The sequence below is a fragment of the Limosilactobacillus vaginalis DSM 5837 = ATCC 49540 genome (assembly GCF_000159435.1).
GTDB lineage: Bacteria > Bacillota > Bacilli > Lactobacillales > Lactobacillaceae > Limosilactobacillus > Limosilactobacillus vaginalis.
The window spans coordinates 1-20,481 of record NZ_GG693412.1 but is presented as its reverse complement, the minus strand read 5'-3'; the positions used below and the strand labels follow the sequence as shown (position 1 = coordinate 20,481).

Annotated in this window: 18 protein-coding genes, 1 riboswitch and 2 other annotated features; of the genes, 14 read left to right on the top strand and 4 right to left on the bottom strand. The window is 42.4% G+C overall.

Annotated features, from left to right (window positions below; all coding sequences use genetic code 11):
- Positions 1–61: 61 nt before the first annotated feature.
- Entirely contained in the window at positions 62–814 is a 753-nt protein-coding gene (locus tag HMPREF0549_RS00090; RefSeq protein WP_003716196.1) for an NADPH-dependent oxidoreductase, read from the bottom strand.
- A gap of 69 nt (positions 815–883) precedes the next feature.
- Here HMPREF0549_RS00090 and HMPREF0549_RS00085 point away from each other — a divergent pair, with 69 nt between their 5' ends.
- Positions 884–1,630 (top strand): alpha/beta hydrolase, encoded by a 747-nt coding sequence (locus HMPREF0549_RS00085; RefSeq protein WP_003716195.1) that lies wholly within the window; start codon positions 884–886, stop codon positions 1,628–1,630.
- A 22-nt stretch (positions 1,631–1,652) separates the two neighbouring features.
- On the opposite strand, the gene HMPREF0549_RS00080 is transcribed toward HMPREF0549_RS00085, so the two are convergent.
- Genes HMPREF0549_RS00080 through HMPREF0549_RS00070 form a run of 3 tightly spaced genes read right to left on the bottom strand, consistent with a single transcriptional unit; the run spans position 1,653 to position 5,074 of the window.
- A complete protein-coding gene (locus HMPREF0549_RS00080) occupies positions 1,653–2,894 on the bottom strand; it encodes a homoserine dehydrogenase (protein WP_003716194.1) in 1,242 nt (413 codons plus the stop codon).
- 21 nt (positions 2,895–2,915) lie between these two features.
- Entirely contained in the window at positions 2,916–4,205 is a 1,290-nt protein-coding gene (locus tag HMPREF0549_RS00075; protein WP_003716193.1) for an O-acetylhomoserine aminocarboxypropyltransferase/cysteine synthase family protein, read from the bottom strand.
- Complete coding sequence (locus tag HMPREF0549_RS00070; protein WP_003716192.1) at positions 4,202–5,074, bottom strand: homoserine O-acetyltransferase/O-succinyltransferase family protein; 873 nt, start codon at positions 5,072–5,074, stop codon at positions 4,202–4,204. Before HMPREF0549_RS00070 ends, HMPREF0549_RS00075 begins: the two co-directional genes overlap by 4 nt.
- Before the next feature lie 85 nt (positions 5,075–5,159).
- Positions 5,160–5,409: a binding site (T-box leader), on the bottom strand.
- A gap of 315 nt (positions 5,410–5,724) precedes the next feature.
- Here HMPREF0549_RS00070 and purC point away from each other — a divergent pair.
- The 13 genes from purC to tyrS all read left to right on the top strand — a co-directional run bounded on the left by purC (position 5,725) and on the right by tyrS (position 20,093).
- Positions 5,725–6,444, top strand: coding sequence for a phosphoribosylaminoimidazolesuccinocarboxamide synthase (gene purC, locus HMPREF0549_RS00065; RefSeq protein WP_003716191.1), 720 nt, complete (start codon positions 5,725–5,727; stop codon positions 6,442–6,444).
- A complete protein-coding gene (gene purS / locus HMPREF0549_RS00060) occupies positions 6,445–6,693 on the top strand; it encodes a phosphoribosylformylglycinamidine synthase subunit PurS (protein ID WP_003716190.1) in 249 nt (82 codons plus the stop codon).
- Complete coding sequence (gene purQ, locus HMPREF0549_RS00055; RefSeq protein ID WP_003716189.1) at positions 6,694–7,374, top strand: phosphoribosylformylglycinamidine synthase subunit PurQ; 681 nt, start codon at positions 6,694–6,696, stop codon at positions 7,372–7,374. It abuts the gene before it with no gap.
- Positions 7,375–7,377: 3 nt separating this feature from the next.
- Complete coding sequence (gene purL, locus HMPREF0549_RS00050) at positions 7,378–9,606, top strand: phosphoribosylformylglycinamidine synthase subunit PurL (protein WP_003716188.1); 2,229 nt, start codon at positions 7,378–7,380, stop codon at positions 9,604–9,606.
- Positions 9,582–11,045: an amidophosphoribosyltransferase gene (gene purF / locus HMPREF0549_RS00045; protein WP_003716187.1), complete on the top strand. Its 1,464-nt coding sequence runs from the start codon at positions 9,582–9,584 to the stop codon at positions 11,043–11,045. The genes purL and purF overlap by 25 nt, the downstream gene beginning before the upstream one ends.
- The gene (gene purM, locus HMPREF0549_RS00040; RefSeq protein ID WP_003716186.1) at positions 11,042–12,079 is read left to right on the top strand and encodes a phosphoribosylformylglycinamidine cyclo-ligase; all 1,038 of its coding nucleotides are present in this window, start codon (positions 11,042–11,044) and stop codon (positions 12,077–12,079) included. Before purF ends, purM begins: the two co-directional genes overlap by 4 nt.
- Positions 12,080–12,088: 9 nt before the next feature.
- Complete coding sequence (gene purN / locus HMPREF0549_RS10045; protein ID WP_003716185.1) at positions 12,089–12,667, top strand: phosphoribosylglycinamide formyltransferase; 579 nt, start codon at positions 12,089–12,091, stop codon at positions 12,665–12,667.
- Between the two features lie 3 nt (positions 12,668–12,670).
- Positions 12,671–14,209, top strand: a complete 1,539-nt coding sequence (purH, locus tag HMPREF0549_RS00030) for a bifunctional phosphoribosylaminoimidazolecarboxamide formyltransferase/IMP cyclohydrolase (RefSeq protein WP_003716184.1) — start codon at positions 12,671–12,673, stop codon at positions 14,207–14,209.
- Between the two features lie 65 nt (positions 14,210–14,274).
- Entirely contained in the window at positions 14,275–15,531 is a 1,257-nt protein-coding gene (purD, locus tag HMPREF0549_RS00025) for a phosphoribosylamine--glycine ligase (RefSeq protein WP_040530546.1), read from the top strand.
- Positions 15,532–15,661: 130 nt separating this feature from the next.
- A complete protein-coding gene (locus HMPREF0549_RS00020) occupies positions 15,662–16,348 on the top strand; it encodes a 2,3-diphosphoglycerate-dependent phosphoglycerate mutase (protein ID WP_003716182.1) in 687 nt (228 codons plus the stop codon).
- A 228-nt stretch (positions 16,349–16,576) separates the two neighbouring features.
- Positions 16,577–16,670, top strand: a riboswitch (THF riboswitch).
- A 59-nt stretch (positions 16,671–16,729) separates the two neighbouring features.
- Positions 16,730–17,278 carry a folate family ECF transporter S component gene (locus HMPREF0549_RS00015; RefSeq protein WP_003716181.1) on the top strand — a complete coding sequence of 183 codons (549 nt, stop codon included), beginning with the start codon at positions 16,730–16,732 and terminating at the stop codon, positions 17,276–17,278.
- A 199-nt stretch (positions 17,279–17,477) separates the two neighbouring features.
- Positions 17,478–18,485, top strand: a complete 1,008-nt coding sequence (locus HMPREF0549_RS00010) for a hypothetical protein (protein WP_003716180.1) — start codon at positions 17,478–17,480, stop codon at positions 18,483–18,485.
- A 95-nt stretch (positions 18,486–18,580) separates the two neighbouring features.
- Positions 18,581–18,783 (top strand) — a binding site (T-box leader).
- Between the two features lie 56 nt (positions 18,784–18,839).
- Positions 18,840–20,093, top strand: coding sequence for a tyrosine--tRNA ligase (gene tyrS, locus HMPREF0549_RS00005; protein ID WP_003716179.1), 1,254 nt, complete (start codon positions 18,840–18,842; stop codon positions 20,091–20,093).
- Positions 20,094–20,481: the final 388 nt, after the last annotated feature.

The following is a 20,481-nucleotide window of genomic DNA, read 5'->3' as shown; positions in this document are numbered from 1 at the left end:
ATTAATGAAAAACAGGTTTCGATATTGCTGAACATCGAAACCTGTTTAGTAGTTTAAAATATTAATTTAAGGCTAATCCCTGATCATGCAATGCTTGAAGCAGTTTGTCCCGACTAGATTCGTGCTGGTTTAATTTTGGCCCATTGATTTGATTGGTGAATGAATCAATGCGCTTATTAGCATCCCGGAGATCGTAGTAGGTGGTAACTGTTTGGTCGTAATTTTTAAGCTCACTGATGTTAAAATTACGCGGATAATTATTATCAAAGGTTATTTGATCAAGGGGTAACCGAGGCTTTAACTGTGGTTCTTGGTCGGGAATCCCAACTTGGAGGCCAAGAATAGGGAAGGTCATTTTAGGCAGGTCGAGTACCTGAATTAGCTTTTCGGGATCGTTCTTGATTGACCCGAGAACGACGCCGCCAAGTCCCATGCTTTCGATTGCTGTTAAAGCATTTTGCAAGGCTAAAATTGCGTCCTCCGCAGCTTGCATAAAAATATCCGTAGTGTGGAGACGACCGTCATCATTACCGAGTTGGTGCCGAATTTGTTGGTTCCGGTATAGATCGGCAATGAAAATAAAGAGATCGCCATTAGCGCCAACATACGATTGTTTTGAAATTTCACGGACCGCAGCCCGCTTTTTCGGATCGGTTAAGTGTAGGATGCTGAATTGCTGAAGAAACATGCTTGATGAAGTATGACGGGCCGCTTCATACAAGGTTGTTAGCTGTTCGGCAGTTAATGATTGATCCTTAAACTGCCGAATTGAACGGTGATTAACCTGGTGGTCTGTCGTAAAGTTATGAATCATTTTAAAGCACCTCCTACCCTATTATAGTAAAATGACAGAATAGAAGACAAAGTAAAAGGAGTCAGTAAAATGGATGTGACTGTAAAATGCGACGGCCTCACTCTTCGGGGAGTTTTAGAGGGAACGGAACAATTACAAAATAAGCGAGTAGCGATTTTGATGCACGGCTTTCAAGGCGATCGGGGTTATAAAGCAGGCAATTTTTTGTACGACTTGTCTCATGAATTGAATCAAGCAGGAATTCCGACGCTGCGGTTTGATTTTGCTGGTTGTGGTCAAAGTGATGGTTCCTTTACCGATATGACCGTACTGAGCGAAATTAGCGATGGAATGAAAATAATTGATTTTGCGCGTTCAGAAATGAAAGCCCAACAAATATACCTGATTGGTCATTCTCAAGGCGGTGTAGTAGCTTCGATGTTGGCGGCTTATTATCGGGATGTTATTACGAAGGAAGTGCTTCTCGCTCCTGCCGCAACATTAAAGGATGATGCGTTACTTGGAACCTGTCAGGGAACTAAATACGATCCTAACCATATCCCGTTAACGGTTGATGTTCATGGTGAAGCAGTGAGCGGCGAGTACTTCCGAACAGCTCAGTTGCTACCAATCTATGAAACCGCCCAACACTTCATGGGACCAGCGCTATTGATTCACGGTCTTGCGGATACGGTAGTTTCACCCGAAGCTTCCAAAAAATATAATGTTATTCTGCCAAAGAGTGAGTTGCACCTTATTGAGGGAGAAGGACACAGATTTATGGGTAAAGATAAACTAGCGATCCTTAAACTTGTGACAAACTTTCTTCAGGAGTAAGGGCCATAAAACGATTCTTAGTTTACAGTTTAGCGGTGTTATAGACTGGTAAATAGCTAACTGCTGAACTCTTGGGGAAGCTTTTGAGTAGTGACTCTAATTCTTGATGAGAAATGACTGGTGTAAGGCCACTCCAGTAGTTATTGCCATTAAATTCTCCTTGCCAGTTAACCGTACTATTCGGCTTAGCAGAAGTCCCGTAAGTGGTAACCAGATATGATTGGGGAACGGTGGTCAAACTACAGGGTTCTAATTCGTTGTGATAATTATTAAATTCGCTCCCGCAATCATAGTCTAAAATGTCGTTTGCTGCAGCGGCAAGATCACTCAAAATACTATTAGCGGTAGGCTTGGCACCAGCACCAGGCCCAGTATAAACACTTGAACCAAGAGCATTGCTTTCGACCGCAACTGCATTTTGAACGCCATCAACTTGGGCGAGCGGATCGTTATGCGCAATCAATGCGGGGCCAACGAAAGTGTAAAGCTTGTTGGCTAGTCGTTTAGCGATTGCTAGTAGCTTAATTGTGTAACCAAAATGGTTTGCGCTAGCTAATTGGGCTGCAGTAATGTTCTCGATACCACGGATACCAAGTTTATTGGGATCCAGTGCTTTTCCAAATGCAAACTGGCTAAGAATACTAAGCTTGTTGGCAGTATCAATCCCTTTGACATCATTAGTCGGGTTTGCTTCCGCGTAGCCCTTTTTCTGGGCATTCATTAACGCTTTATCGTAACTAACATTATTGCTGGTCATTGCCGACAGAATATAATTAGCAGTTCCATTAATGATCCCGGTGATTTGGCTAATCTGGTCTGTTGCAAGACTGCTGCTTAGTACCCGGAGAATCGGGATCCCACCAGCAACGCTCGCTTCATAGAGAAAATCAACGTGACGGCTTTTAGCAAGCTGGGCAAGGCGCGGGCCATCGATTGCCAAGAGATCCTTGTTGGCAGTGATTACGGATTTGTGGTTGTAAATTGCCTGAGTAATTGCCTGACGAGCAAGGTTGATAGTCCCCATTGTTTCAACGATTACTTGAATTTCCGGATCGTTAAGGACTTCATCAAGTTGATCGGTAAGAATTGTATCATCAGGAAGGGTTACATTTCGTGGCTTATCTAGGTGGGCAACCGCTACTCGCTTAAGGACGAAGTGAACGTTGGTGGTTTGCTCGATTTTAGCAGCGTGTTCTTGTAATAGCTTCACAACTCCTCCGCCAACGGTTCCCAGACCGAGAAGACCAATCGTAATTGTCTGCATAACAGGGCCTCCTTTGCTTGGCTAAATCTTTGCTAGTGCTTGGTCAAGATCCGCAATTAGGTCATCCGCGTTCTCAATTCCCACAGAAACCCGAATGAGATCGGGAGTCACACCAGCGGCCTTTAATTCTTCGGGACTTAACTGGGCATGGGTTGTTGAAGCTGGATGAATAATCAGCGACTTGGCATCGGCAACGTTTGCTAATAATGAGAAGAGCTTGAGGTTGCTGATAAGCTCCTTGCCTGCTTCTTCGCCGCCCTTGAGACCAAGGGTGAAAATTGAACCGACACCGTGAGGGAAGTACTCATTTGCTAATGGCTTATATGGACTATCTGCTAATTCTGGGTAGTTGATCCAAGCGACTTTTGGATGATCGTTAAGGAACTTAACAATTTTTCTGGTGTTAGCAACGTGACGTTCAACCCGGAGTGAGAGTGATTCAAGTCCTTGAAGAAGAAGGAATGAGTTAAATGGACTAATGGTAGCACCAAGGTCACGAGCGGTTTCTGCTCGAACTTTAGTAGTAAACGCAGCGGGTGCTAGATCGGCAAACACAAGGCCATCATATTGACTATTAGGAGTGGTGAAGCCAGGATAGCGACCACTAGCCTTATAATCGAACTTCCCGTTTTCTACAATGACACCACCCATCGTTGTTCCGTGACCGCCAATGAATTTAGTTGCTGAGTGAACGATAACATCGGCACCGAGGTCGAGCGGTTTAACGAGGTAGGGGGTGCCAAAAGTGTTGTCAACAATAAAGAGGATCCCGTGCTTATGAGCGATTTTGGCAATCGCCTTAAAGTCAACTAGGTTAATTCCAGGATTCCCAATACTTTCGACATAAAGAGCTTTAGTATGCTCGTTGATCTGTTTTTCAAAGTTTGCAGGATTATCAGGGTCGACAAAATGAGTTTTGATTCCTAGTTTAGGAAGGGTAACGGCAAACAGGTCATAAGTTCCACCGTAAATTGTACTTGCGGAGACGATTTCATCACCTTCTTGAGCGATATTTAAGATTGCCGCGGTGATGGCAGCCGAACCAGTCGCAAGGGTAATTCCGGCAGTGCCGTGTTCCAGAGCTGCGACCCGCTTATCAACGACTTCGGTAGTTGGGTTGGTTAGGCGGGTATAGATATTGCCGGGTTCTTTTAAGGAGAAGCGGTCAGCGGCTTGTTTAGCGTCTTTGAAAACGTAAGAAGTTGTTTGGTAGATTGGTACCGCGCGAGCACCAGTTTCGTCTACGGTTTGACCAGCGTGAACTTGGAGGGTTTCAAAATGGTATTTTGGTGATTGTTCTTGATTACTCATACTAATGTACCTACTTTCTGTTGTGTGAATGTGTTTAACCAATTTTGATAGATTTGTGTACTTGATTTTCGCCATGAATATTTAATCTCACCGGTATTCCGGTTAGAAAAGTAATTACGCGGTTCCTGAATAGGCAGCCGCTTTTTTAGATCGCGGTAATATTCCTGCGCAAGCGTATCTGCTTCATATTCCGGGTGGCCTGTAATGTAAGTGCGGTGTTTGCCAGGGGAGTGATAGATTAAGGGACCAATTTCATTATTTTCAGCGACAATTTGCAAATCATCGGGAAGGTTCTCTGGATCAACACTAGGATTGGAGTGGCGTGATTGGGGAATGACTAATTGCTGGTTAGTAAAATGCTTTGCTAATTGGTTACACTTATTGATTCCTGTTGCTTGATAGATTCCAAAAATTTTTTGCGACAACTGGTGCTTATTAATTTGATAGTCGTTATAGAGACCGCCAAGAGCAGCCCAACACTCTAACAAACTTTGCTTGGTATGACGCTCTGCCCAGTCACAGATTGTGCGAAATTCTTCCCAATAATCAACCTGCTGAAAAGCAAGCTGTTCAACGGGAGCACCAGTAATGATTAAACCGTCGAACGAGTAATTCTCAATTTCTGCTAAGCTAACGTATGCTTTAGCGATTGTCGAGAAGGAAACATTTTTGAAATGGTGAGTTGCTGGATAAAGAAAAGTAAGTTCAACATCTTGAGTTAATTGATTGAAGCTTTCAAGAAATTGGCGTTCAGTTATCTCTTTGGTTGGCATTAGGTTAACCACCACGATTGATACTGGATTGTTAAGATAATGATTTTGCCACTGACCGCTACTGAGTAAAAAACCATTTTTTGCGTTTGCTGTCATTACTGATTCTCCTTTCCTGGATGATGTGATTAAGGAAGATTAGATTTTAATAAAAAAAGCTTCCATCCCAGTCGTTCAAATAGAACTATGGGACGAAAGCTTTCGCGGTACCACCCTGAGTTTATTGTTACCTTACAATAACAACCTCGTTAAGTACTCATTATAAGATATGAATACTCCGCAATGTAACGGTTGCTATCCGTCTAGCCTAGCCGGGATGACCAGGTTAGATGACTCAGAGCTCATCTTCATACCGTTGTCGAATATCCTCTTTCACCAAATAAGGACTCTCTGCAGAAACGACGAGGTACTACTCTTCTCTTCAAAGTCTAATCATAATTTAATTGTTTATTAGTTTAATCTTAATTTTTGAAAAGTCAATAATTATCTTGAGAAATTAAAAATATTTATTTGGGGATAGTTAACGATGGGTTGAAAGACAAATTAGGTTAATTTTATAAGAATTACGGGTTCTAGGAGTGAAAATTAGTGTAAAACGCGAACTATTATAAAGAAAGTATAGATAAAGTTAGTGAATTGTATTGACAATTACTTATGACTGAGAGTATATTAATGACAGAATTTAACGAATGAAATCGTTATTAATTATTTTAATGTTCGTCTTTTATGTAAAGGAGTCTTAATTAACAATGGAAAAGTTACTTTATACCGGAAAAGCAAAACAGATGTGGCAAACAGACGATCCCGAAGTACTGCGGGTTGTATATATGGACCAAGCAACTGCGCTGAACGGGAAAAAGAAGGAGCACTTTGCTGGAAAGGGTGAAGCTGCTAATGCCATTTCAAGCTTGGTTTTTCAATATTTAATCAAGCACGGGATTGAGACTCACTTCATCAAAAAGTTGTCAGCTAATGAAGATCTAGTTAAGAAATGTACGATGTTTCCGCTAGAATTTGTTACCCGGAATGTGGTTGCGGGACACTTTGCTAGTCGGTATGGGTTGGACGAAGGAAAGAAGCTTCCAGAACCGGTTGAGGAAACTTTTTATAAGAGTGATGAATTAGACGATCCATTTATTAATGAGTCGGCAACGATTGCGTTAGGAATTGCTACCCATGCTGAACTTGAAAAAATGTGGGGCATTTGTCGAGAAGTTAATGGCCTGCTGACACCTCTTTTTGAAAAAGCAGGAATGCAATTAGTTGACTTTAAATTAGAGTTTGGTCGGTTAAGTAATGGTGAAATTATCCTGGCAGATGAATTTTCGCCTGATAATTGCCGGTTATGGGATATTAAGACCGACCAGCACATGGATAAGGATGTTTATCGGCGGAAGCTAGCTGACTTAACTCAAACCTATGACCAAGTATTAGCGCGGTTGGAAGACGTTATTGCGGAGGATAAGTAAATGACAAAAGTACGGATTTTCGTTACCTATAAGCAATCAGTTTTTGATCCTCAAGGGGAGACCATTAAAGATGCAATTCATACGCTGGGCCATGACGAAGTGAAAGATGTCCAGGTTGGTAAATTCTTCGATGTAACTGTTGAAGGAACTGGAAAGGCGGTTGAAAAAACAATTGAGGAAATTGCGGATCAACTCTTAGTTAACTTCAATATGGAAACTTATAAGTACCAAGTGATGGAGGAAGATTAAATGAAGATCGCGGTGATTGTTTTTCCTGGTTCTAACTGTGATATTGACCTCTATGAAGCACTCCACTCTATTTGTCATGCTGATGTGGAATATGTTTCGCATCGAGAAAAGAGTTTAGCAGGGTTTGATGCTGTGATGTTGCCAGGTGGCTTTTCCTATGGTGACTACTTAAGAGCGGGGGCAATTGCTCGCTTTACTAATATTATGCCAGCGGTTATCAAGATGGCAGAAGAAGGGAAACCAGTATTTGGAACCTGCAATGGTTTCCAGATTTTAACTGAAGTCGGTCTTCTTCCTGGGGCGTTAAAGCGGAATGATAGTCAAAAGTTCGTCTGCAAGACCGTTCCCCTGGAAGTGGTTAATAACGAAACGATCTTTACTCAACAATATGAAAAGCACGAACGAATCGCTTTGCCAATTGCTCATGCTGACGGAAGCTATTTTGCAGATAAAGAGACACTTGACCGCCTTGAAAAGAATCATCAGGTTGTTTTTCGGTATGCTGAGGAAAACCCAAATGGCAGTCTGCGTAATATTGCGGGGATTACTAATGAACGGGGAAATGTTTTGGGAATGATGCCTCACCCAGAACGGGCTGTTGAAGCACTTCTTGGTAATACTGATGGATTACGGTTATTCAAATCGTTGCTCGCAAATGGAAATGCAAAGGTGGAGGAATAGACAATGGAACAGGCAATGACCCCTGAAGAAATTAAAAAGCAAAAACCATATCTTGACTGGAGTCTAAGCGAAGATGAGTACAACTACATTAGCGAAAAGCTTCTTGGCAGGTTGCCAAACTATACTGAAACCGGATTGTTTTCCGCAATGTGGAGCGAGCACTGTTCTTATAAAAAGTCAAAACCTGTTTTAAGGCTTTTTCCAAATAAGAATTCCCGTGTTTTGCAAGGCCCTGGTGAAGGTGCAGGAGTTATTGACATTGATGATGGTCAAGCCGTGGTCTTCAAAGCAGAAAGCCATAACCACCCAACTACTGTAGAACCATATCAGGGAGCTGCTACTGGGGTTGGCGGAATTCTTCGTGACATTTTCAGTATGGGTGCTCGTCCAGTTGCCTCACTTGATTCTCTTCATTTTGGCGAACTAACTGATCCAAAGATGCGGATGAAGGTCGATGGAACGGTGCGGGGAATTGGTGATTACGGTAACTGTATGGGAATTCCCACAATTGCCGGTGAAACAACTTTTGATCCGTGCTACCAAGGAAATCTTTTATGTAATGCGATGAGTGTTGGCTTGATGGACCAAAAAGATCTCCAAAAAGGGAAGGCAGCTGGAATCGGTAATGCGGTAATGTATGTCGGTGCGCAAACCGGTCGTGACGGAATTCATGGTGCAACCTTTGCATCTGCTGATTTTAGTGATGAGAATGCCACCCAGCGTTCTGCGGTTCAAGTCGGTGATCCCTTTATGGAAAAGCTTCTTTTAGAGGCTTGCCTGGAAGTTATCACTAAGCACCCTGACTGGCTAGTTGGTATTCAGGATATGGGGGCAGCCGGAATTGTTTCTTCAAGTGCCGAAATGGCATCTGAAGGGCAAAGCGGCATGGAGCTAAACCTTGACCTCGTTCCTCAACGTGAACCAAATATGTCAGCTTACGAAATTATGTTAAGTGAATCGCAAGAACGGATGCTCCTGTGTGTAAATAAGGGCCACGAAGAAGACGTTAAAAAGATCTTTGACTTTTATGACCTAGAAGCAGTGACGATTGGTCGGATTACTGCTGGTCACGATTACGTTCTCTACCATGATGGACAAGAGGTCTGCAATATTCCTGTTTCTAGTTTGACCGATGATGTATTGGAAGAAGCTAGTGAGGAGAAGAAACCAGCGCGGATTTCGGCAGCAGAAAAGCAAACTGCTTGGGTACCAACCATTAGCGATGCTGAACAAACATTACGAAACCTTCTTCAACAATCAACAATCGCGGATAAGAGCATTTTTTATCAACAATATGACTCGCAGGTACGGACAAGCACGGTGGTCGGTCCCGGAAGCGACGCTGGTGTCTTGCGTGTTCGTGGGACCCGTAAAGGCCTTTCAATGACAACCGATGGTAATGGACGCTTCGTCTATTTGAGTCCGGAAATTGGTGGTCAAATTGCCCTTGTTGAAGCAGCGGCTAACATTGTGGCTAGTGGTGCTGAGCCATTAGGAATTACCGATTGCTTAAACTATGGTGACCCTAATGATCCCGAAATTTTCTGGGAACTTCACCAATCTGTTAAGGGGATGGCTGATGCCTGCCGGGTATTTGATACTCCGGTTATTTCAGGAAATGTCTCGTTATATAACGAAAATAATGGTAAAGCAATCCACCCAACACCAATGGTCGGAATGGTTGGACTGATTAAGGATATTCAACATGTTATCCCATCATTTGTTCAGCATGCTGGCGATAAGGTATACCTTGTTGGTAAAACGGGGAATGACTTTGCGGGTACAGAAATTCAAAAGATGCTTACCGGTGATATTAGTGGTGTTCTTAACTCGTTTGATATGGAACACGTTCATGACTACATGATGCGTCTTCTTACCGCAATGCAGCAGGGCAATGTTGCAAGTGCTCATGATCTAAGTGAAGGTGGCCTTGGAGTTGGCCTTGCTGAAACATTGTTTAAGGCAGATTTGGGAATGAATATTGATATTCGTCACCTGACAGCTGCTCAATTATTTAGCGAAACTCCGGGACGGTTTGTTGTGACAGTTCCTGATGCCAAGACAGTTGCTTTTGAAAAAACGATGGGTGCGGATGCACTGCTAGTTGGGGAAGTTACTAATACCCATTGGCTTGAAGCGCACTTGCAAGATGCTGAGATTAATCAAAATGTTGCTGAACTACAAAAATTGTGGGAGGAGGCGATCCCGTGCCAGCTGAAATCAAAGGATTAAATGAAGAATGTGGTGTCTTTGGCGTTTTTGGTGTTCAAGATGCAAGCCAGTTAACATACTATGGTCTTCATACCCTTCAACATCGTGGTCAGGAAGGGGCCGGAATCGTTTCGACCGATTCAAAAGAACTTTACCAGCATCGTGACCGGGGACTCTTAGCAAAGGTGTTTGCTAACCCGAATGAATTGAAGCGGCTAGTTGGTGACGCAGCGATTGGCCATGTTCGTTATGGTACAAGTGGGCATAACTCAATTGCCAATGTCCAACCCTTTTTGTTTCACTTCCACGATGGCGACGTTGCGTTAGCTCATAACGGAAATTTAACTAATGCCGTTACGTTACGGCGCCAGCTTGAGGATGATGGAGCGGTTTTTCAGTCAGATTCCGATACCGAAATTCTGATTCACCTAGTTCGGAAATACATTAAAGAAGGTTTTATTCCGGCCTTAAAAAAGAGCCTGAACATTGTCCACGGTGGTTTTGCCTTTCTCTTGCTACAAAAGGACAGGTTAATTGCAGCACTAGATCCAAATGGGATTCGCCCTTTATGTATTGGCCAATTGGAAAACGGTGCCTATGTAGTTACTAGTGAAACATGTGCTCTAGACATTGTTAACGCTAAATTTATTCGAGATGTTCAACCTGGGGAACTGATTGTAATTGATCGTGATGGGTTACATATTGACCACTACACAACGAATACTCAATTAGCAATCTGTTCAATGGAATATATTTACTTTGCTCGTCCTGATTCGATTATTCACGGGGTAACAGTCCATAATGCCCGTAAACAGATGGGAAGGTTACTGGCAAAGCAATACCCGATTGATGCAGACATGGTTATCGGGGTTCCTAATTCATCACTATCCGCAGCATCAGGCTATGCGGAAGAGTCCGGATTGCCGTACGAAATGGGCTTGATTAAGAGCCAATATGTTGCCCGGACATTCATCCAGCCAACGCAGGCCCTTCGTGAACAAGGCGTTCATCTCAAACTATCTGCCGTTCGCGGGGTTGTTGCTGGCAAACGAGTAATCGTAGTCGATGATTCGCTTGTCCGGGGAACCACTTCTAAGCAGATTATTAAAATGCTTCGTCATGCAGGAGCTAAGGAAGTCCACATGTTGATTGCTTCACCGCCATTTAAATTTCCGTGCTTCTATGGGATTGATATTTCAACGCGGTCAGAGCTAATGGCTGCTCATTATTCAGTGTCAACAATGAAAGAGTTGATTGGCGCTGATTCCCTTCACTTTCTGAGTGTTGAAAATTTGATTAAGGCAATCAATATTCCGGATGCGGGGGATGCACCATATGGCGGCCTAACAGTAGCTTACTTTAATGGTGACTACCCAACTCCGCTTTACGATTACGAAGAAGGATATTTGAAGTCGCTAAACGAACAAGAAAAGCGGGCACGAAAGGAACTGAAATCATGAATCGCTATCAAAAAGCCGGTGTTGACGTAAATGCCGGATACGAATTAGTTAATCGGATCAAAGCGGCTGTTAAATCAACTGATCGCCCTGGTGTTGTTAGTGGCATTGGTAGTTTTGGTGGGATGTTTGACTTGGGAGAGTTACACATGGAACATCCAGTTCTCGTTTCGGGGACAGATGGTGTTGGAACTAAACTCCTGATTGCTCAACAAATGGGAAAACATGACACGATCGGTATTGATGTGGTTGCAATGTGTGTTAACGATGTCCTGGCTCAAGGGGCGGAACCATTATTTTTCTTGGACTACATTGCTACCGAACACAACCAGCCCGAGAAAATGGCAGAAATTGTCAGCGGTGTTGCTGCGGGTTGCCGTGATGCTGGTGCAGCGTTAATTGGTGGCGAAACAGCTGAAATGCCGGATATGTACGCGAAAGACGAATATGATTTAGCGGGAACGGTGACTGGAGTCGTAGAGAAAGAGGAGCTTTTAACCACGGCTCAACCACAAGCTGGCGATGTTCTTCTGGGATTACCATCTAGCGGGATCCACTCAAATGGTTTTTCCCTTGTTCGCCAGATTCTCTTTAAGGATCATGATGTTCAACTCGACGAAAAACCAGAGGCCCTTCATGGTGAGACGGTTGGCGAGACCATTTTAAAACCAACCCGGATTTATGTCCGTCAGGTTCTTCCCCTGATTCATCAAAAATTAATTAAAGGGGTAAGTCATATTACTGGCGGCGGACTGATCGAGAATGTTCCCCGAATGATTAGCGATCAATTACAGGCGGTAATCGATCACAAGTCATGGCCGACATTGCCAGTCTTTGATTATTTACAACAGCTTGGTCAGTTACCGCTGGCAGATTGCTTCCAAACATTCAACATGGGGATTGGCTTAGTGTTGGCAGTTGATCCTACTAATGTTAAACAGGTTCAAGAGAAGTTAAAAGAAGCAGGTGAGGCAAGCTACCAAATTGGTCACCTGCGTCAACGTCCTGAAAATGCTGAAAAGATTGAAATTAAGTGAGGTTTGAAAATGAGAGTTGCCATTTTCGCTTCCGGGAACGGAACAAACTTTGAAGTGCTAGCAAAGCATTTTCAAAGCGGTGATATTCCTGGTGAATTATCGCTGCTCTTTTGCAACCATCCAGATGCACCGGTAATGAAACGGGCACAGCGCCTTGGTATCCCTGCTGAAAGTTTCACGGTGAAATCCTGTGGTGGGAAGGAAGAGTACGAAAAACAGCTTTTACAGTTGCTGAAAAAGTATCAAATTGACTTTATTGCTTTGGCCGGTTACTTAAGGGTAGTTGGCCCAACTATCCTGAATCAATATGAACACCGGATCGTCAACCTTCATCCTGCATGGTTGCCAGAGTATCCAGGATTGCATTCGATTGAGCGGGCATTTAATGACCAGCGGAAACAGACTGGGGTAACTGTCCACTATATCGACGCTGGTTTAGATTCTGGACCAATTATTGCTCAACGGCACGTGCCAATTTTGCCTAGCGATACGGTAGAAACGTTGGAAGAACGGGTCCATGAAACCGAACACCAATTATATCCTGAAGCAGTAAAACAAGTTTTGACAGAGCTAGAGAAGGAGAATTAACTTATGAAACGAGCATTAGTAAGTGTATCTGATAAGACAAATTTGGTTCCTTTTGTTAAGGGACTGGTAGAAAACGGCTTTGAAATTGTTTCTACTGGCGGAACAAAGAAGGTTTTGGATGATGCAGGAATTAATACGATTAGTATTGAAGATGTTACCCATTTTCCTGAAATTCTGGATGGTCGAGTAAAAACATTAAATCCATATGTTCATGGGGGCTTACTGGCTCGTCGTGAATTACCAGAGCATATGAAGACTCTTGAAAAACTTAACATTACGCCAATTGATCTTGTCTGTGTAAACCTCTATCCATTTAAGGAGACAATTGAAAAGCCAGACGTAAAGCTTGCGGATGCGATTGAAAATATTGATATTGGCGGCCCAAGCATGGTCCGTTCAGCAGCTAAGAATTACCGTGACGTTACAATCGTCGTTGACCAAAACGACTATGATCAGGTGTTGGGTGAACTTAAGGAAAACGGCACGACAACATTGGAAACCCGTTCAAAGCTAGCTGCCAAGGCCTTTCGTCACACTGCCGCTTATGACGCATTGATTTCTCAATACCTAACTAAGGAAAATGGCCTAGAAGATCCTGAAAAGTTAACCTTGACTTGGGACTTGAAAGAAACGATGCGTTATGGTGAAAATAGCCACCAGAAAGCTTGGCTATACCAGGATGCACTACCAAAATCATTCTCGATTTTATCTGCTAAACAGCTTCACGGAAAGAAGCTTTCCTACAATAATATTAAGGATGCAGATGAGGCTCTTCGTTGCATCCGGGAATTTGATGAACCAGCAGTCGTTGCTATGAAGCACATGAACCCTTGTGGCATTGGCCGGGGTGAGAACCTAGAACAAGCCTGGGATCGTGCCTATGCTGCAGACACTGTTTCAATTTTCGGCGGAGTGATTGCGCTAAACCGAAAAGTTGATTTAGCAACTGCCCAAAAGATGCATAAGATTTTCCTTGAAATCGTGATTGCACCTGGCTTCGATGACGATGCATACGAAATTTTGGCAAAGAAGAAGAATATTCGTTTACTCAGTCTTGATTTCAGTAAGAAAGATGAACCAACCAAGCATGAAGTCGTTTCTGTAATGGGCGGGATGCTAATGCAAGAACAAGATACCCTCAAAGAAGACTATCATGACTGGAAGTGCGTAACTGATGTTCAACCAACCGAGGAACAATTAAAGACACTGATGTTTGCATGGAAGGCAGTTAAGCATGCTAAATCAAATGCAATTGTCCTCGCAAATGATGAACGGACGCTCGGTGTTGGTGAAGGTCAACCGAACCGGATTGATTCTCTCAAGATTGCTGTTAAGCATGCCGGAGATGATATTGACGAACGAACCGTAATGGCTTCAGATGCTTTCTTCCCATTTGGCGACTGTGTTGAATACGCTGGTAAGCATGGCATCAAAGCAGTCGTTCAACCCGGCGGCTCCATCCGTGATCAAGAATCAATCGACATGGCCAACAAATACGGTATCGCCATGGTCACCACTGGGGTAAGACACTTTAGACATTAGAGTGCGAGCCAGAACACAAGCCACCAACAAAAATGATTATCCAACATCGAATTCAGGAGGATCTCATGACAGATAAAGTTAATTTATTAGTGATCGGCGAAGGGGGTCGCGAATTTGCGATTGCCAAAAAGCTGAAGGAAAGCACTAGTGTAGACCATGTTTACTGTGCACCGGGGAACGTGGGGATGCCAAGCGTTGGAGTTGAGCCAGTGGCAATTGCTGAAAACGACTTTGCCGGTTTGATTAAATTTGCAAAAGATCACGATATTAAATGGACGTTTGTGGGACCCGAAGATTGCCTGGTTGATGGTATTGTAGATGACTTCCATGCAGCTGGATTAAAGATTTTTGGTCCTGATGCTCGGGCAGCGCAACTAGAGGGTTCAAAAGATTATGCTTTGAACTTTATGAATAATTACGGTGTACCAACTGCTAAGCATGCTTCCTATCGTGACCAAACAGCGATCCTTGAACACGTGGATCAATTTGGGTACCCGGTTGTTATCAAAGAAAATGGCCTCGCTGGAGGTAAAGGAGTTGTGATTGCCCAGGATCATGATGCTGCGGTCCAGACGATTAAAGAAATGTTTGCATCGGGGCAAGCCCGGATAGTCCTTGAAGAATGTTTAAATGGCCCTGAATATTCGATGTTTGTAGTGATCAGCAACGGTCATTATCGAATCTTGCCAATGGCACAAGACCATAAACGGGCTTATGACGGTGATAAGGGCCCGAATACTGGTGGGATGGGTTCGTATAGTCCACTTCCCCAGTTATCGGCGGCTGATCGCCAACGAATGATTGATGAAGTGGTTAAACCAACGGTAGATGGGCTAGTGAAGGGCGAATACCATTATCATGGGGTCCTTTATATTGGACTAATGCTGACTACGGATGGCCCGAAGGTGATTGAATATAATGTTCGTCTTGGCGATCCAGAAACTCAGGTCGTCCTTCCACGCTTAGATACGGATCTTTATCAACTTGTTGATGCGGCAATTAATGATCAGCCTTTACCGGCAATTAGCGAGACCGCTGAAGCTAGTTTTGGTGTTGTGTTGGCTTCCAAAGGTTATCCACAAAAACCAATCCATGGTCAAGAATTAGGTTCCTTCCCTGAGGGCAGTGAAGTTGAAATCGACTATGCTAATGTGACGGGAACACTTAGTCATTTGCAGGGCGCTGGGGGACGACTGTTAATGGTTCTGGCCCAAGCAGGAACTCTTCAGGAAGCGCATGATCGTGTTTACGCATATTTAGAAAAGTTAGATCAACCGGAATGCTTTTACCGTCATGATATTGGCGCAAAGGCGGGGTTGTAGATCCATAATCGCGATTAATTTCACAAGATCGATGCTTCTCCTATTGGATTTTTTCAATGTTTGGATTAAAATGATTAGGTAATGCTGTATAGTAGTATAGCGATTTTAAGAAGAAAGAGGTCATTAAAACATGGCAAAACTAGTTTTAATTCGTCACGGCCAAAGTGAATGGAACCTTGCTAACAAGTTCACTGGTTGGATTGATGTTGATTTGAGCGAAAAGGGTGTTGAACAAGCTAAGGATGCTGGTAAGGCCCTTAAGGAACATGGTATTCAATTTGACTATGCATACACTTCAGTATTGAAGCGTGCTATCAAGACATTGCACTATGCTCTTGAAGAATGTGACCAACTTTGGATTCCTGAAACCAAGACTTGGCGCTTGAATGAACGTCACTATGGTGCTTTACAAGGCCTTAACAAGAAGGCTACTGCTGAAAAGTACGGTGACGAACAAGTTCACATTTGGCGTCGGTCATACGATGTTTTACCTCCATTGCTAAAGGCTAGTGACGAAGGTTCAGCATTACATGATCGTCGTTACGCTAACTTGGACCCACGGACAGTTCCTGGTGGTGAAAACTTAAAGGTTACCTTGGAACGGGTTATTCCTTTGTGGCAAGATGAAATTGCTCCAAAGCTTCTTGATGGCAAGAACGTTATTATTGCAGCCCACGGTAATTCTCTCCGTGCTTTGAGCAAGTACATCGAAAACATTTCTGATGATGACATCATGAACCTTGAAATGGCTACTGGTCAACCAGTTGTTTACGACTTTGACGATAAGCTTAATGTTTTAAGCAAAGAAAAGTACTAAAATAATTAATTGAAGATAAGAGCCTAATAGGGTTCTGGAGTTCGGCATTACCGGGCACCAGAACCCTATTTTTGATAATTAAATGGTTACTCTGAACCAATATGGTAATTCTTTGTTAAATAAAACACGAACTATATATATTTATATCAGTATTTAATTTAAGCAATTTTCCATATAATTTTACCAAAATCATTGAATATTATCCGTGGTTGAGATATATTATTGGGTGTTGGGGTAGGAATTACCGAGTTATTGTCCAGCGGAACGGAATGTGAACGCTGGAAGGAAGTATTAGCTGCTTGATAATTTCGCATTCACCACAGAGACACCGGTCAATGTGTTCCCTAACAGAATAAATTTTTAAGTAGGGAGTGGATTGAGATGTCATCAATTTTATCTTTTGCTGGGCCGCGGTTTACTACTAAGCGGCTAACTCTTGCTGGAATGCTGATTGCCCTTGAGGTTGTTTTAGAAAAAATCTCAATTGGTGATCCAACCATTCTTAAATTTGGCTTTGGCTTTATTGCAACTGCCTTGATAGGTTACTATTTAGGACCGTGGATTGGTGGTTGGGCAATGGTGGTTAACGATATTATCAGTAACACTATTCTTAACTCTGGGACTGCCTTTTTCCCAGGCTTTACCTTTTCAGCCTTTATTTCTGGTGTGTTAGCGGGAATGTTCCTGTACAACCAAAAAATCACTTGGCAACGGGCGCTAATTTACGAGTTCTTCCAAATCCTAGTAACCAATGTCATCTTTACAACGCTTTGGATTTATATTATGAGCTTAAATACCGGAAGTACGGGGAAAACCTTCTGGGCACTTCTGCTTATCCGGTTGCCTAAAGAAGTCATTACTTGGCCTTTGGAGGGAATTATCGTTTTCCTTATTCTGAAGCGACTGAGCAAGATTAATTTGCGAGTATAATTTCTCTAGTAATTTAGTTAATTTTGACAAATAGTTTAATAGAGAATAATTAAAGTGCTGACCATCATTAATCGGCTTGCTGACTGTGGTGGCTAGCACTTTTTGAATTTTTTATGAAAAAAGCACCATGAAAATTGAGCTTTATTTGTTTTGTGTTATGATGAAAAATATATTCTGAAATAATTGGAGAGAGTATTAAATGAAGAAACGTTATCATTTATCCTTAAAACAGTTCGTTCATGACTTGAAGGAACTAGTTAAGCCGCATTACCAAGCTTCAATGTGGCCGCTTGGCGGAGTGATGATTATTTTCCTCGCATTATCGTTTATTATTGGTTATTTTGCCCAAGGAATATTGAGTTCAATGGGGATGGCCATGATGATGATTATGTACGGGATGGCATCACCTGCAGCAATTGGATTGGCTTTGCTTGAGTTGCTTCTTGCAATTATTGTTTTAGTAGCATTGTCATTCTTCTATTCATTCTTTACCACAGCTGCACAATTTACTTATCAAGATAAGGTTCGCCACCCTGAACAAGTTGTTAGTGCTGGATCAGTATGGATGCACTATAAGCATTTGCGGAAGAATCAATTATGGCGGATCATTCTTTACACTGGATTATTCGTATTCCTGTGGAGCTTGCCGTTAGATATTATTGGTGGGTTAGTTGCTAAAAACCAAGCATTAGTAATTGTTTGCCGGGTATTAAACGATATTGTAATGGCATGGAAGGGGATTGAATATTCCCAAGCTAACTTCCTTTACCGTGACCGTCAGCCACAATTCCTTGGTCAATCAATGCGTCACGCCCTAACTGCTAGTCGACGGTTTATGGGTGGCCGCAAGTGGAACTACCTATTGATTATGCTTGTTGTAATCTTTGTTCCAATGGTTGTTTGGGAAGCTATTTTCGGTGCCTTAGCATACTGGGGTATTTACACCGCAACTTACGTATTGGTATACATTGGGTTGCTGCTAATGATTCTTGGCTTTGCAGCATATTTGCCAGTGATATTTGCCAGTGGTGCTCTATACTACGAAGAAGCGAAGAAGACCGCTAACTTGGATGAAGACTTTGCGGACACGTTTAAGCCAGTTGCTGAATTAACTGGTGAGGCTTACGTTCATGAAGTTTATACACCAAAGAAAAAAGCAAAGAAAGCTAAACAAAAGCAGGATAAAAAGAAGCAAGAAAATAAATAATTCTTAGCTAAAGGGAAGTCACGAAAGAAATAGTTCTGGTGGCTTCCTTTTGATCTTGACAAAGTACTAATTCTCTAGGTACAATGACGGCAACAATAAAGGCGTTGATGTAATTTAGTAGTTTACCAACCGGTAGATTAGAGATTAGACGGTTGCTGAAAGTCTAACGAGGTTGGCTGACGAATTACACTTACGGAGCTTTTCAACTAAGAACGGATCGTCTCGTTATCGACTAGAGAGGTAATTACCGGATTGGTAGTTGCAATTCAAGGTGGTAACGCGGTAAATCGTCCCTGACTTCAATATGAAGTTGGGGATTTTTTTGATCTGAAAGATGTTATAGGAGGCAATACGATGAACATTATTGATGAACTTGAATGGCGCGGTGCCATTAACCAAACCACTGATAAAGAAGCGCTAAAGGAATTAACCGAAAATAAGAACATTGGCCTATACTGTGGAACTGATCCAACAGGTGATAGTCTTCATATCGGTCACTTAATTCCCTTCATGATTCTTAAACGATTCCAGTTAGCGGGGCATCACCCAGTTATTATCATTGGTGGTGGAACTGGTGCAATTGGTGATCCATCTGGGCGGAAGACAGAACGGACCCTTCAAACTGAATCACAGTTAGAGCACAACAAGAAGGCTCTTACCGAACAAATGAAGAAGCTTTTCGGCACCGAGAACTTTACGATTGTTGACAACTACACTTGGTTAAAGAACTTCACCATGATTGACTTCTTACGTGACTTTGGGAAGCTCTTTAACGTTAATACAATGTTAAATAAGGAAGTTGTTGCTAGTCGACTTGATTCAGGGATTTCCTTTACCGAGTTTACCTACCAAATTCTTCAAGCGGTAGACTTCTTGCACCTTTACCAAAATAATAGTGTGCAGCTTGAAATTGGTGGGTCAGATCAATGGGGGAACATTACTGCCGGAATTGACCTGATTCATAAGGTAGAAGGCCCCGACGCAAAGGTATACGGGTTGACTATTCCATTGATGCTAAAAGCTGACGGGACAAAATTTGGGAAGACCGCTGGCGGTGCTATTTGGCTTGATCCAAAGAAGACCTCGCCATACGAATTCTACCAATTCTGGATTAACCAAGATGATCGTGACGTTGTTAAATACCTCAAGTACTTTACCTTCTTATCTAAGGATGAAATTGATGAGCTGGCTGAAAAAGTTCAAAAGGAACCATGGAAGCGGGAAGCCCAACGTCGCTTAGCTGAAGAAGTTACCAAGTTTGTCCATGGTGAAGAAGGATTAGCCGAAGCCCAACGAATTACTAAGGCGCTGTTCTCGGGGGATGTCGCTGATTTAACTACTGAGGAAATTGAACAAGCCTTCAAGGATGTTCCTTCAGTAGAAGTAGCTAATGAAAAGAAAAACATTATTTTATGGTTGGTTGATGATACCAAGATTGAACCATCACGTCGTCAGGCACGACAAGATGTTGAAAATGGTGCTATCCATATTAATGGTGAAAAGGTAACTGATGTTGATGCAGAAATCGATCCAAGCAGTCACTTTGATGGCAAGTTCGTGATCGTTCGTCGTGGAAAGAAACGTTACTTCTTGGTTCGGGTAAAATAATTTAAAAAATAAATTGTTCAGCTTATGAGTGCTTTTGCCAAAAAATGGCGGGCACTCTTTTGCTTTGTTTTAAAACTTATTAACTATATTTGCCAATTTGAATTTAATGTTCGAATTAGTCGAATACAAATGAATGACTCTTCATATTTGATGTTGACGAAGAAATCAAAAGAAGGTATAGTATAGTTCCTGTTGAGAGATACAAAAAGTTATTTGTTTATCTGATTAATTACTTTTATTTCAATAAACATGTTGACTCGCTCTTAACAAGATGATATATTATAAAAGTTGTCTGTTGAGACTGATTGATGAATTAATTTGAAAATTATCTAAATTAATCATTGACGGCTTGAATGACATCTGATATAATTAAATTGTTAGTCAGCAC

Excerpts from the sequence above, each read along its gene's own strand:
- HMPREF0549_RS00090 (WP_003716196.1), bottom strand. The coding sequence starts at position 814 with ATGATTCATAACTTTACGACAGACCACCAGGTTAATCACCGTTCAATT.
- HMPREF0549_RS00010 (WP_003716180.1), top strand. The coding sequence starts at position 17,478 with ATGAAGAAACGTTATCATTTATCCTTAAAACAGTTCGTTCATGACTTG.
- HMPREF0549_RS00015 (WP_003716181.1), top strand. The coding sequence starts at position 16,730 with ATGTCATCAATTTTATCTTTTGCTGGGCCGCGGTTTACTACTAAGCGG.
- purC (WP_003716191.1), top strand. The coding sequence starts at position 5,725 with ATGGAAAAGTTACTTTATACCGGAAAAGCAAAACAGATGTGGCAAACA.
- HMPREF0549_RS00085 (WP_003716195.1), top strand. The coding sequence starts at position 884 with ATGGATGTGACTGTAAAATGCGACGGCCTCACTCTTCGGGGAGTTTTA.
- purM (WP_003716186.1), top strand. The coding sequence starts at position 11,042 with ATGAATCGCTATCAAAAAGCCGGTGTTGACGTAAATGCCGGATACGAA.
- HMPREF0549_RS00020 (WP_003716182.1), top strand. The coding sequence starts at position 15,662 with ATGGCAAAACTAGTTTTAATTCGTCACGGCCAAAGTGAATGGAACCTT.
- purL (WP_003716188.1), top strand. The coding sequence starts at position 7,378 with ATGGAACAGGCAATGACCCCTGAAGAAATTAAAAAGCAAAAACCATAT.
- tyrS (WP_003716179.1), top strand. The coding sequence starts at position 18,840 with ATGAACATTATTGATGAACTTGAATGGCGCGGTGCCATTAACCAAACC.
- purQ (WP_003716189.1), top strand. The coding sequence starts at position 6,694 with ATGAAGATCGCGGTGATTGTTTTTCCTGGTTCTAACTGTGATATTGAC.
- purH (WP_003716184.1), top strand. The coding sequence starts at position 12,671 with ATGAAACGAGCATTAGTAAGTGTATCTGATAAGACAAATTTGGTTCCT.
- purS (WP_003716190.1), top strand. The coding sequence starts at position 6,445 with ATGACAAAAGTACGGATTTTCGTTACCTATAAGCAATCAGTTTTTGAT.
- purD (WP_040530546.1), top strand. The coding sequence starts at position 14,275 with ATGACAGATAAAGTTAATTTATTAGTGATCGGCGAAGGGGGTCGCGAA.
- HMPREF0549_RS00080 (WP_003716194.1), bottom strand. The coding sequence starts at position 2,894 with ATGCAGACAATTACGATTGGTCTTCTCGGTCTGGGAACCGTTGGCGGA.
- purN (WP_003716185.1), top strand. The coding sequence starts at position 12,089 with ATGAGAGTTGCCATTTTCGCTTCCGGGAACGGAACAAACTTTGAAGTG.
- HMPREF0549_RS00075 (WP_003716193.1), bottom strand. The coding sequence starts at position 4,205 with ATGAGTAATCAAGAACAATCACCAAAATACCATTTTGAAACCCTCCAA.
- HMPREF0549_RS00070 (WP_003716192.1), bottom strand. The coding sequence starts at position 5,074 with ATGACAGCAAACGCAAAAAATGGTTTTTTACTCAGTAGCGGTCAGTGG.